Origin of the sequence: Algibacter miyuki, assembly GCF_030409805.1 — a bacterium.
Lineage (GTDB): Bacteria > Bacteroidota > Bacteroidia > Flavobacteriales > Flavobacteriaceae > Algibacter > Algibacter miyuki.
In genome coordinates, this window is sequence record NZ_JAUFQP010000010.1 from 548741 (window position 1) to 562561 (window position 13821).

Annotated in this window: 10 protein-coding genes; 5 read left to right on the forward strand and 5 right to left on the reverse strand. The window is 33.7% G+C overall.

Going from position 1 to position 13821, the window contains the following annotated elements; all coding sequences use genetic code 11:
* Window positions 1-27: 27 nt before the first annotated feature.
* The 5 genes from QWY92_RS10345 to groL all read left to right on the forward strand — a co-directional run bounded on the left by QWY92_RS10345 (window position 28) and on the right by groL (window position 4063).
* Window positions 28-534 (forward strand): LptE family protein, encoded by a 507-nt coding sequence (locus QWY92_RS10345; RefSeq protein WP_290270945.1) that lies wholly within the window; start codon window positions 28-30, stop codon window positions 532-534.
* A gap of 58 nt (window positions 535-592) precedes the next feature.
* On the forward strand, window positions 593-1558 hold the full coding sequence (locus tag QWY92_RS10350) for a DUF8458 domain-containing protein (protein WP_290270948.1): 966 nt from the start codon (window positions 593-595) through the stop codon (window positions 1556-1558).
* Window positions 1558-1905 (forward strand): preprotein translocase subunit SecG, encoded by a 348-nt coding sequence (secG, locus tag QWY92_RS10355; protein WP_290270950.1) that lies wholly within the window; start codon window positions 1558-1560, stop codon window positions 1903-1905. The genes QWY92_RS10350 and secG overlap by 1 nt, the downstream gene beginning before the upstream one ends.
* 151 nt (window positions 1906-2056) lie before the next feature.
* Entirely contained in the window at window positions 2057-2332 is a 276-nt protein-coding gene (locus tag QWY92_RS10360; RefSeq protein ID WP_042498021.1) for a co-chaperone GroES, read from the forward strand.
* 102 nt (window positions 2333-2434) lie between these two features.
* On the forward strand, window positions 2435-4063 hold the full coding sequence (gene groL, locus QWY92_RS10365) for a chaperonin GroEL (protein WP_290270957.1): 1629 nt from the start codon (window positions 2435-2437) through the stop codon (window positions 4061-4063).
* Between the two features lie 275 nt (window positions 4064-4338).
* On the opposite strand, the gene QWY92_RS10370 is transcribed toward groL, so the two are convergent.
* The 5 genes from QWY92_RS10370 to QWY92_RS10390 are packed head-to-tail and all read right to left on the reverse strand — an operon-like array spanning window position 4339 to window position 13817.
* Window positions 4339-5949 carry a RagB/SusD family nutrient uptake outer membrane protein gene (locus tag QWY92_RS10370; protein WP_290270959.1) on the reverse strand — a complete coding sequence of 537 codons (1611 nt, stop codon included), beginning with the start codon at window positions 5947-5949 and terminating at the stop codon, window positions 4339-4341.
* A gap of 39 nt (window positions 5950-5988) precedes the next feature.
* Window positions 5989-9105: a SusC/RagA family TonB-linked outer membrane protein gene (locus QWY92_RS10375; RefSeq protein ID WP_290270961.1), complete on the reverse strand. Its 3117-nt coding sequence runs from the start codon at window positions 9103-9105 to the stop codon at window positions 5989-5991.
* A gap of 37 nt (window positions 9106-9142) precedes the next feature.
* Window positions 9143-10666, reverse strand: coding sequence for a fasciclin domain-containing protein (locus QWY92_RS10380; protein ID WP_290270962.1), 1524 nt, complete (start codon window positions 10664-10666; stop codon window positions 9143-9145).
* 27 nt (window positions 10667-10693) lie between these two features.
* Window positions 10694-12352, reverse strand: coding sequence for a fasciclin domain-containing protein (locus QWY92_RS10385; RefSeq protein ID WP_290270964.1), 1659 nt, complete (start codon window positions 12350-12352; stop codon window positions 10694-10696).
* A gap of 10 nt (window positions 12353-12362) precedes the next feature.
* Entirely contained in the window at window positions 12363-13817 is a 1455-nt protein-coding gene (locus QWY92_RS10390; RefSeq protein WP_290270966.1) for a RagB/SusD family nutrient uptake outer membrane protein, read from the reverse strand.
* Window positions 13818-13821 lie beyond the last annotated feature (4 nt).

Here is a 13821-nt window from a genome sequence, read left to right on the forward strand (position 1 = left end):
CCACGTTTACCAAATTAAAGCATAGCAATGAAAAACACAACATATATTTTATTATTTCTAGCCATGGCAACCCTTACCAGTTGTGGAATATACTCGTTTACGGGCGCATCTATTCCTGCCGATACAAAAACCTATCAGGTTAATCGGTTTGAAAATAATGCCCTTTTAGTAGAACCTGGTTTAGAACGTGATTTTAAATTGGCTTTGGAAGATTTAATACAAAACCAAACCAACTTAAGCCTTGTACCTTCTAATGGCGATTTGGTTTACGAAGGTGAAATTACGGGCTATCGTGTTTCGCCAACCACAGCAACATCATCGGACGTGGCAGCACAAAACAGATTAACCATTAGTGTGAAACTACGTTTTTTCAATAGAAAAAAAGAAGAAGATGATTTAGAACAATCTTTTTCTTTTTATTATGATTATGACGGAACCTCTCAACTTATTGGAGCACAAAAAACCACGGCACACGAAGAAATTTTCGAACGCTTAACGCAAGATATTTTTAATGCCACATTGGCGAAATGGTAAAACCGTTTTAAACATCTATAATAGTCTAACATCAATTATTAAAAATTTGGCTTAGCCAATGAATCAAAACGATTTCACATATTTATTACAACATCCAGAAGCCATCACACATCAACAAACTGTGGCGATAAAATCTGTTATAGATGAATTTCCGTATTTTCAATCCGCTCGTGCAATTCATTTAAAAGGTTTAAAAAACCAGAGTAGTTTGGCCTATAATCAGGCTTTAAAAACTACGGCTGCTTATACTTCCGATAGAAGTGTTTTGTTCGATTTTATTACTTCCGAAGCATTTATTCAGAATGAAATTTCAAAATACATCAAACAAAACATAGCACATGTTAATGATATTGAGGTTGATATTGAAGACATTACCGTTAATAAAAAAGTGACTATTGATGATACTTTAAAGCAACAGATAGAAGCTACGACAGGTGTTTTAGACCCTTCATTATTTGAACCTAAAGAAGCAAGACCAATAAAAGAAACGACTTTTATTCATGAAACTCCTGCAACTATAGAAAATGCTATTTCAACCCAAACAGAAGAAAATGCACCCGAAACGGTTTTAAGTTTAGGGCAACCACTTCCTTTTGATAAAACAGAAACCCATTCGTTTAACGAGTGGTTAAAACTATCCCGTTTTAAACCTATTGAAAGAATTGAAAACAGGCAACTAGATAAAATAAAACCGAAAAAAGACAAACCGGCTAAAATTAAATCGCCAGAAGCTTTAGAAAAGGAAAAAAAGTTCGATTTAATAGATCAATTCATCATAAAAAACCCAAAAATAAACCCTACAAAGCCGCTTTTGCAAAAAGGAAATTTAGCCAAAGCGCAAATGATACAGCCGGAAGCCTTAATGACAGAGACTTTAGCGCGTATTTACGTAGAACAAAAAAACTATCCGAAGGCAATTCAATCTTATAAGATTTTAAGTTTGAAATATCCAGAAAAAAGTGGTTTCTTTGCAGACCAAATTAAGGCAGTAAAACAATTACAAGAACAAAATAACAAAAGATAATGAGTACGTTTACAATATTTTTAGCATTAATAGTTGTGGTTGCATTTTTACTAATTGTAGTAATCATGGTGCAAAACCCTAAAGGAGGTGGATTATCTTCTTCTTTTGGTGGCGGTGGAACCCAACAATTAGGTGGTGTAAAAAAGACTACCGACTTTTTAGATAAAAGCACATGGTATTTAGCCACATTTTTACTAATATTAATATTAGCTTCTAATGTCGCTATTAATAGAGGAGATTCTACTATAGAATCTAAAGCACTAGATTTAGATGCTACAACAACACAACCTTTACCTACAACAACTACAGCACCAGATGCTGCTACAATAAAGGATAGTGTGAACTAATACTTTTTTTAAAAAATAGAATAAAAAATGCCAACTTATACAGTTGGCATTTTTTATTTCTGCAAGTTTGTCAGTCGCTGTCCCTTGGCATATTTTTAGCGTACTATTAAAGCATCATATATAATTTAATTAATTAAAAAATAACATCACAATGAGCTTAAACATTAAACCATTAGCAGACCGCGTTCTAATTGAGCCTGCTGCTGCTGAAACGAAAACAGCTTCAGGAATTATTATTCCAGATAATGCTAAAGAAAAACCACAAAAAGGAACTGTTGTTGCTGCTGGTAAAGGTACCAAAGACGAACCTATTACTGTAAAAGTTGGCGATACCGTACTTTATGGTAAATATGCTGGTACTGAGCTTAAATTAGAAGGTACCGATTATTTAATTATGCGTGAGAGCGATATTCTTGCGATTATTTAAACCGCTTTTTTCATTTCCGTGAAAGCGGAAATCTCATCAAGTTAAACTAAATTTTCACTAAATAGTTTCCCGTATTTCTGGGAATAAAAAATAAAACATATTATGGCAAAAGACATAAAATTTGATATTGAAGCTCGCGACGGATTAAAACGTGGCGTTGATGCATTAGCGAATGCAGTAAAAGTAACTTTAGGTCCAAAAGGACGTAACGTTATTATTAGTAAAAGTTTTGGAGCACCACAAGTTACTAAAGATGGTGTATCAGTAGCTAAAGAAATAGAATTAGAAAACCCATTAGAAAACATGGGTGCTCAAATGGTGAAAGAAGTAGCCTCTAAAACCAACGATTTAGCTGGTGATGGTACTACAACAGCCACTGTTTTAGCTCAAGCTATTGTAAAAGAAGGTTTAAAAAACGTTGCTGCGGGTGCTAACCCAATGGATTTAAAACGTGGTATTGACAAAGCTGTTGAAGCTATAGTTGCCGATCTTGAAAAGCAAGCTAAAAAAGTAGGTAACTCTTCAGAAATGATTAAACAAGTTGCTGCTATTTCTGCAAATAACGATGACACTATTGGCGAATTAATTGCTACGGCTTTTGGTAAAGTTGGTAAAGAAGGTGTTATTACTGTTGAAGAAGCTAAAGGCATGGAAACTTATGTGGACGTGGTTGAAGGTATGCAATTCGATAGAGGTTATTTATCACCTTACTTTGTTACCGATGCTGATAAAATGATTGCTGATTTAGAAAACCCATACATTTTATTGTTCGATAAAAAGATTTCTAACTTAAACGAAATTCTTCCAATTTTAGAGCCTGTTGCTCAATCTGGTCGTCCATTATTAATTATTGCTGAAGATGTTGACGGACAAGCGTTAGCTACTTTAGTTGTAAATAAATTACGTGGTGGTTTAAAAATTGCAGCTGTTAAAGCACCTGGTTTTGGTGATCGTCGTAAAGCAATGTTAGAAGATATCGCTATTTTAACAGGTGGAACTGTAATTTCTGAAGAAAGAGGTTTCACTTTAGAAAATGCAGACTTATCTATGCTTGGTACTGCAGAAACAGTAACTATTGATAAAGATAACACCACTATCGTTAACGGTTCTGGTGATGCTGAATCTATTAAAAATAGAGTCAACCAAATTAAATCTCAAATTGAAACTACAACTTCAGATTACGATAAAGAAAAACTACAAGAGCGTTTAGCTAAATTAGCTGGTGGTGTTGCTGTACTTTACGTAGGTGCTGCAAGTGAAGTTGAAATGAAAGAGAAAAAAGACCGTGTTGATGATGCATTACACGCTACAAGAGCTGCCGTAGAAGAAGGTATTGTTGCTGGTGGAGGTGTTGCATTGGTAAGAGCTAAATCTGTTTTAGAGAAGCTAACAACAGATAACTTAGATGAAACAACTGGAATCCAAATTGTTGCTCGTGCTGTTGAAGCACCTTTACGTACTATTGTTGAAAATGCAGGTGGCGAAGGCTCTGTAGTAATAAATAAAGTACTTGAAGGCAAAAAAGACTTTGGTTTTGATGCAAAAACTGATACCTATGTAGATATGCTTAAAGCTGGTATTATCGATCCTAAAAAAGTAACACGTGTAGCATTAGAAAATGCAGCCTCTGTTGCCGGAATGATTTTAACAACAGAATGTGCTTTAATTGATATTAAAGAAGATGTACCTGCTATGCCAATGGGCGGTGGCGGTATGCCAGGCATGATGTAATCCATCAATATTGAAGTATTGTTCCGATAAAAATATCGAGCCGTACTTATAACACTTTAAAAGGCTTCTTAATACTTTAAGAAGCCTTTTTTATGCTTAAAATATACTCGGCTCCGGTTATCCAATACTATATCAAAACAGATAATAATCTCTTTGCTCTTTTAAAGTGTAACTATTGATATAAAACATAAAAACTCCAAGCATAACACTTGGAGTTTTTCCCTTTTAAAAAATACTAATGTAATATTTAGCTAAAAATATAATCTTACATTATACTAGTTTGACACAAAGTTATCAGGAATAGTATATGGTAAAAACCAGTTTTCTGGGTTTTGTAATTTTTGTTTAATAGTAGCACCAGTACCAGCATCACCAGAAGTTATAAACTTATCGGCTACAGCATCGGCTAAAATATCAGGATTGTTTGCACGTATTGAAAAACGCATTAAATCTTCCCATCTATTGCCTTCAAAAGCTAATTCTAAAGCGGCTTCGTTTAAAATTAACGCTCCTACTTCTTCAATAGCAGTTGAGCTTGTTAAGTCTAAATCTAAACCAACAGGCGCTAAACCTGCACGACCACGAACACCTAAGTTTCCAGAAACTGGTTCGTCACTATTATTTACAGTATAATAAACTTCCATATCGAAATTTAAATACCATTCTTCATTTTCAAATATTGGTGCATCCACAGGGTCAACATTCGGGTTATTAAAAATACCATTTACAATTGCCAACGCTTGCTCTGGGTGTCCTGCATAATTAATTGCTTCTGCATATCTTAAATATACTTTAGCCACTCTAGTCCAACTAAAATAGTCATATTGGTATTTAGAAATTAAAGGTTCTGCAGCTTCAATAGTAGCCGATAACTTAGCTCTTTCATCTCTATTATCTTCTACAGCTTCACCTTCATATCCCATAGATTGACTATTCCAATTGGTAATAATAGATGTAGATGCTTGTAATTGTTTAGTAACAACCTCAAAACTATTATTTGGTTGTCTAAATTGCTCACTAAAGGCTACATAATCAATAACTTCGTTTGTACGAACGCTTTCGTCAAATATATCCGCCCATCCATCAGAATAAGTATAATTGTCATTATTTTCTGTAACGGTAATCGTATTACTACTTAAGTTATAGTTACGACCATCAAACATGGCTTTATTTAAAAAGAACATATAATATGTTGCCGCTTGAGTATTATTACCTTTCCATAAATTTAAATCCCCCAAAAGAACGAATTGATCTGGAATCATTTTAAAAATTTCAAACCCCAAAGATCCTGCATACTTCGACACATTTTCCACATTCATAACACCCTGAAGGTTTGCTATTAATTGATCTATTCCTTCATCGAAAGATAATAATGGATACGTATCATCCAAATCATCACTTGTTCTAATCGGCTTTGTAATGTATGGCAACTTACCGTAATTGATAAGAATTTGCATTTGCGCCCAAGTTCTAATTCTTAAGATAGACGCATAATCTTCTAATAATTCTTCTTCGTAAGCCTGTGTATCAATACCTTCTAAAGCGAAGTTACAGTTGTTAATAATCGAGAACATAGTTGTTAAATCGGCATAGCTATTATCGGTGCTTATATCATGATTATTAACCTCTCTAAGTTCATCAATAGTACTTGCAGTTACATTGGCTAAATCGGCACGCAGTTCTCCTAAAACCACATATTGCCCCACCACTTCTTGCATTTGTGAAAGTACTCCAAACAATGCTGATCGTGCATCTATTTGATCGTCCCCAAGATAATCCTCAGCAAGTAATACTTCTTCTGGTTCTACTTCTAACATACTCTCGCAAGATGTTAAAAGTGTTAATCCGAAAAGTATACTGAACGTAATATTTCTATATTGTTTCATTTATATCTGTTTTTTAAATTTGAATCTATTATACAAAAATTATAGTCCTACTCTAACTCCAACTAAAACTGAAGTATATTGAGGTGTTAAACCGGCATCGATACCTTGTAAATAACTAGTTTGCGACGAGCTTACTTCTGGGTCGAAACCTAAATAATCTGTAATAGTAAATAAGTTATTTGCCGTTAGGTAAACTGTGGCATTAAAAAAGTCTGGACTATAAGATAATGATAGGGTTTTTAGACGGATGTATGATCCATCTTCAATCCAACGATCTGAAAATCTTGAATTCCCAACCGCATCTCCATAAACGGCACGGGGAATGGTTGTGTTTTGGTTTGCAACCGTCCAACGATTAGCAACCGCTTGACTTTGGTTTGCTAGTCCCGACATAGATTCTGTTTGCCAGCGTTGTGCGTTGTACACATCGTTTCCTTGACTGAATGAAAACACCGCTGATAAAGATATGTTTTTGTATGTGAATGTATTGTAAACCATTCCTGTAAAATCTGGATTAGGGTTACCTATTACCACACGATCATCTTCATTAATCACGTTGTCCGAATCATCGCTATTGACAAAACGTACATCACCTGCAACAAATGGCTGTTCAAAGCCTGCAAAATCGGCCCAGTTCAAACCTTCCGTAGAAGCCTCAGTTGCATTGTTGTAAATTCCATCTGTTTTATAACCGTAGAATAAGCCTAAAGCACTACCCTCTCTATTAATAATAGTGGCATTTACACCATCGATATCATAAATTTGTTCGTTACCAGGTAAAGAAACAATCTCGTTTTTGTATTGTGAAATATTTCCACCAACATCCCAACTGAAATTATCAGTATTAACGATACGCGCATTAACCGATAATTCGAATCCTTTGTTTGTAAGTTTTCCGTCGTTAGAAAGGAAACCTTCACTACCAAAGACTGGGTTAATACTTGTTTGGTTTAATAAACCATCTGTTACATTATTAAAGTAATCGAAATTGAAAGCTAAACGTTCGTTAAACAAACCTAAATCTAAACCTAAATTAGCCTTAGTCGTTTCTTCCCAACGGATAGAACTTTTTGCAATATTACCATTAACAAGTCCTGTTCCTTCTAAAAATCTAGTCGGTACAAAGTAAGATTCGGCATTATAGTTTCCAATACCATCGTTACCTGTTAAACCATAACTTGCTCTAAATTTTAATTGATCTACAACTTTATTGTTTGCCATAAAGTTTTCTGAAGATATTAACCAACCTAATCCTAGTGCTGGAAAAACTCCCACTGATTTATCGTCACCAAAGCGAGATGAACCATCAAAAGCCAAATTATAACTAACAAAATATTTATTTAAAAAAGAATAATCACCATTAGCATAAAGTGAAGCATATTTCCAGTTACCAATATCTCCAGAGGTTACAAAGGTATCTCTATTACCATTGTTTAATGATGTAAACTGATCATCTGCAGAGTTACCACTTATAGAGTATGAGTTTTCATAATCATTTTGATTGTAACGCACCCCTAAGTTTATAGAAAAATCGTGGATATTATCAACGTTTAATTTATAGTTTAATCGTGTATCGTTATAGATAGCGAATAAGCTTTCTACACTTACTTTTGATGTACGGTAAAAAGCATCACCATACTCATTACTTTCTTCAGATAATCCTAAATCTGGTAAAAATACATTTTGTCTGTTTTTAATATAGTTTACACCTGACAATGAACTCAAAGTTAATTTATCCGAAATTTTATATCCGAAATTTAATTGCCCGTATAAGTTATAATCTTTCGCTACAAATGTAGCCACATCGGTAATAACTACCGGGTTAGTAAACCCACCGATATTATCAACATCTTGATAAATATCTGTAACAACACCATCTGCATTTTCTGTATAAGGTGCTAAAAATGGTGATTTGTTTAACGCAGAATATATTGGAGATGTACTCATTAAGCCATCATCATATAAACTTCTATCTGTATAAGCTACACTTAAGTTTGTAGATAAAGATAATCTATCTGTAATGTTTGTATCCGCATTAAAACGTGTTGTAAAACGTTCGAAATTTGAATTAGAAATTACGCCTCCATTAGTAGAGTACCCTACCGATAAGCCATATTTTGCAATTTCATCACCACCTGTTACTTTTAAATAGTATTCATTAACATAATTATCATCAAAAACTTCTTTTTGCCAATCGGTAGAGTTATGGTATTTTTCATAATCTTGAAACGAAGGACTTTCATTAAAATAAGGTAAATTACTTATTTCGCTATTGGTGTAAAGTCCAGAGTTATTTAATTGATTAGATAAATAGCTTTTGTACTGATCAGCATTCATCATTCTAATATTATCTGGCGATACATTTAAACCTGCTTGCGCATAAAAATCTATTTTAGTTGTAACATCATCCGTTTTATTAGTTTCAATAAGTATCACACCATTCGCTGCTCTTGACCCGTATATAGATGCAGCATCTTTAATTACCGTAATACTCGCGATATCTTTAGGGTTAATATCCGATAATGGATCGTAGCTATACCCTCTAATAATAGAATTATTACTAAATGTATTTGTTTCGATCATCATACCATCTATAACAATTAATGGTTGTGTAGAACTATTTAAAGTATTATACCCTCTAATAAAATTATTAGATCCAATACCAGGAATCCCTGAACGCATTACACTTCGCATACCACTTAACTCGTTCCCTGTCATCATATTTGCTGCAGATTCACGAGAGGTTGCAATATTTCCTTCTTTTACAGAAATAGCACTTACTACCGACGCGTTACTTTTATCTCTAAGCGGCGTATGAATATCTTTATAGTATGTGTTAAAATCTTTCTTATTAATTTTAATTTCAAGTGTAGATCGGCCTCTTAAAGCGACTTCTTTATTTTGAAATTCTTGGCTACTTAATGTAAGTGTAGCTCTACCATCTGGAACTTTTATAGAAAAGGCACCTTTTTCGTCAGTTAATACTGAAGAAAACTGACCCGCTCTTACGTTAACACCAGCCAAAGGCTCATCATTAGTGGCGTTAAGGACTGTTCCCGTAACTATTTTATTCGATTTTTCCTGCCCTTGCGATGCAAAAGTGATTCCGAAAAACAGAATGAAAAGCAGGGAATATGTATTTTTTATTTTCATCATAATCTGATAATTCATGTTTATTTTTTAGTTAAAATACTTACTCTACTGGTTTTAATTCCACGTAATCTAAACCAAACTTACGGTCGTATAATAGAAGTTCTGGCTCACTAACATCTACTATAATTTTAAGTTTCACAAAGTATTCATTATCGAGTTCTTCGTTAATAAACACAGGAATATCATAAACATCACCAATAGGAACAATGCCTTCTTCAAGGTTACTTACTACTAATGGTCCTATTTCGTTTACTACTACATTACCATCTGCATCTTTATAACTAAATTCAAAACGTAACTTGGTGTTTTGAGCTGCTCCAATTGCAGAGAATTTTAAGTTGATAGTATAACTTGCAGATAACACATTACTGAACGCTATTTCAAAAAAGTTGTTACTGTTACTGCCATCTGGATTTGCTAATAAACTTACAGTATTAGTAAATTTTCCTGACGCCACCTCTTGAAACTTTTGTACTACTGAAAAATCTGTTAAAGATCCAATAGTTCTTCTTTTATTGTTTTCAACTTCGTAACGAATATCCTTATAAATAACATTATTTACATCGTAATTTAAAGCACTAACATCAAACACATTACCATTACTTAAAGTTTCAGTATTAGTTATGGCCCCTGCTTCTAGCATAACCATGTTTCCAACTGTGTTTTCAATTAATGTTCCATCTAAGTCTGCTACTTCTAAAGCAGGAAACGTGAGATTGTTGAAAATGGCTCTATCGGTATTACTTTTTATAGAATCTTCAACTGGATATTGGTAATAATCCTTAAAACGATCGTAGATTCCTGCATAAGCATCATCTCCTAAACCTATAAAGGTAAAACGATCTTCTTCTGAACTTAAATCTCCAATAGTTTTAAATTGGGTATTTGATGAGCTAAAAACAGAATCGTAAACCGTTTGCCCTAATGTATTAGTTCCTGTTTTAACACTTCTTGCTTCATCGAAAAGAATTTCGTTATACTGCGAAAAGTATTCCATTAAAACAGTGTATTGGTCTATATTGTCGTTAAGGAATCCCCAGATATTCGGTTTTACACTTAAAACGCTTGACATTTTATGCACAATACCATTTGATGTTAAAACATCTTGTTCTAACACATCAACACCTCCAAAAGTAACTTGTCCATCTACATTAGAAAACTCGATATATTTATCGTTAAGCATTTTTACAAATACTTGGTTTTCATTTATTGTAGAACCATAAGAAAATCTAGAAATATGATTTCCTATTAATTGTGCTAATGCATCTGGATCGTTTAATACATCGGCAGATACTAAAGCTAAGGCTTCGTTGTTTGGTGCCCAAACAGTAAATGCTTGTGAAGAGCTAAGCAATTCTTCAAAACCGGCTTGCTTAACGAGTTCTACAAAGGTTGAAAAGTTAGTATCACTAGATAATGTTTCTAAAATACTAGATTCTAACCTTTGATCTTCTTGACCGTAATGGTCGTCCAAGGCATCCTCCTTACAACTAAAAGTTACAAGGACAATAAGAACGGCACATAAACGGCCTAGGTTAAATATGAAATTATGTTTATTATTCATTATAAGTTCTTTAATTATTAAATTCAATTAGTCGACTGGTACAAACTCAATATAATCGATAGGAATACCTCCCGATCTTATAGTTTCAAAACGAAGTACATGACTTTTTTGTTCAGGCATAAGCAAATCATCAATAATGATAAATCTAGCAAAACCAGCTGTTTCATATGATGTTGCTGAAATTTTATCATCATTATTATCTCCTACTTTAAGTCCTCTAACATAACCTAAAGATCTTAATTCAAGAGAATCTTCATCTGGCCAACCAATCCCTAATTCACTAGGGTTAGATCTCATATCCCATTGTGATCCAATAGGCTGTCCATCCCAATAGGTTTGGAATATTGGTCTACCATTATTACCTGTGTTTCCACAAACACGAAGTTCGTATTTACCTTTGGGTAATACCGGTGTGTCAAACTCGATCCAGGTTACAGCACCTAAATTTAACACCGATTTATTATCGTATGCAGGGGCAGAATTTCTAAGGATTCTAATTCGAACTGCAGGAAACACACGTACCGACTCAAAACGATCTGAATCATACCAAGTATTATATCCAATTTTACCAGCTTGGAATTCAGGTAAACTTGTACCGAAATCAAACATTACATATTTTGCCTTTGGAATAAATATGGTAAATAATTTATTAACCGTATGATATACACCATTTTTGGCTGGGAAATTACTGTCTTCTGAAATTAAAGAAGTCCAAGTATCATTTACTCCCGTCTCGGTTTCATTTAACTTAAGTTCTTTATCTGTTTTAAAAGATTTTATAGCATTTTTTGGTAAAACCGTACTAACAAAAGAATCTGAAGGGAAATCTGCAGAATACAAGAAGCTTTCTGTAGCATGATATCCCATAAATCTGTTTAATTCGTTTAATTCGTTGGTATAATCTGTATCACCTGGAGATATTCTTTCGGCTAATTCTGCAAAAGAGTTAATGCCTTCTTGAGCGTAAACAGCATCTGATTCAGCTAAAATGGTGAAATTATTTTTAGAACCTGTTTCACTAAAATATTGAGAAAACTGCTCATAGTATCCTGTTTGTTTTAAAGCTTCAATAAAAATAGTGTGCTTCCCTGCTTTTTCCATGACAACAGTAACAGGATCGATAAATGGTTCTAAAACCCCAGTAAGCGCATGTATAGTACCATTGTTTGTACGGATATCATATTGATCTAAACCAACTTCTTTGTTTATTTGAACATTAGCAATACCACCTCCTAATAAATAAGACGTTGTAAGGTAATCTCCTGTATAGGTTGTGTCTCCTAATCTTCCTTCAATAAAACTACTTGTAGCTCTACTTGTAGGCAAGGTGTGAAATTTAACCAATACTTTTAAAAAGTCTATTTGTTCTTCCGATGTTAATTCGGCTACCGTACTCACATTAAATCGCTCTTGTAAATATGCTTTTATAGCTGTATTAGTAGGTGCTAAACAAGTATAGCTTCCGTAACTTCTTAATGCCGTATAAAATTCTGTTTTTTGCAGAATTTCAACATACATAGAAAATTTATCTGGGTTAGCTTCTAATACTTCTGATATTGTCATATCAGTAGTCTCTCCGTCTGTGGTAAAAAATGTTGTTCCATCAAGAGAATCCTCACAGCTGTTTATTAATAACATAAACAAGCCAAGACCTCCGAGCCAAGTAATTATTTTTTTAGTTTTCATAGGATTGGTTTTAGTTTTCGTAAAATGGATTCTGTACTAAATTATCATTCAAGTTAATTTCGTTTTGATAAATTGGTAGAAAATATGAATCAGGGTCTGAGTAGTAACTTAAAATTTGTTCGTAATCATCTGCTCCAGCTTTAAAATCAACTAAATTTATAATAAGCTCTTGATTTGCAAAATTATTTCGACGCGCAAAACGCAATAAGTCATACCAACGTTTTCCTTCGAACGCTAATTCTTTTTGGCGCTCTAACAATAACGCTTCTAACAAACTAGATTCATCTTTAGATACATCTAACGGTACAGAAACAGCACGCTCATGTACACTGCTAATTAATTCGTAAGCTGCATCTAAATCTTTTTTATCTTCAGATAAGATATAAGCTTCTGCTTGCATAAGTATAATATCGGCATAACGGTAAAATATAAAATTGTTATAAAACTCGTCACTACCACGATACTCTCCTGTTTCATCTACACCTGCATATTTAAAAACAGCTGAATTCTCTCTATCAAAAGTACCTAAGTGCCCACGAACATCATCTGGGAATTCTCTAAACAATTCACTCATTCCTTGATACGCTACGTAATTAAGATTAGCGACTTGAAATGAATTTCTAATTGTTGTTGAAATATCACTAAACTGTAGTTCGAAAATACCTTCGTCTGAGTTTCCTTCAAAGAATATGCTATTAAACCATTCGTCTCCATTAACTAAGCTATAGCGGCCAAGATCCATTAAATCTTGTGCTGCATCAATACATTCTGTGTATTGCTCGTTCCATAAATAAGCATCTGTAAGTATAGCAAGCGCTGCTCCTTTCGTCATTCTCCCTTTATCATGAGCTGTGGATTGTGAATAACCAATATTTAAGTCTTCAACAGCTAAAGTTAAATCGCTAATAATTTGAGAAAGTATTTCCTGCTCTGTGTTTTTTGCTGGATAAAAATCGATTTGATTGGTTGATGTTGCAGTTAAAACTAACGGCACTTCTTTAAAGTTCTTAACCAAGATTAAATACGCTAATGAACGAATAGTAATAGCTTCTGCTTTAAACGTTTTTAATTCTGCTATAGAAAACGTTTGATCTAGTTCTTGTGCTCCATCGGCAAACTCTAATACTAAATTACAGTAGTTTATAGTTGCATAAAAGGTACTCCAATTTGTTAAACCATCTGAAGGAAGCATATAATTCCTCATGATGTTTTCTAGACCTCCACTACCAGAAACCATCATCTCAGCTCTAAGCTCACCCCATTTTAAAACTCTATCGGTAAAGCCAGACTGGTTCATCGATGCATAACATCCTGCCACAGCCGAACTTACTTGTTCTTTATTTTTCCAAAATTCTTGTTGAATTAAGTTGTTCTTTGGTTCTAGATCTAAGTAATCGCTACAAGAAGACAATGTTGCGAAAAGCATTGGAACCATTATAAATATTTTAATTATGCTTTTTTTCATAATA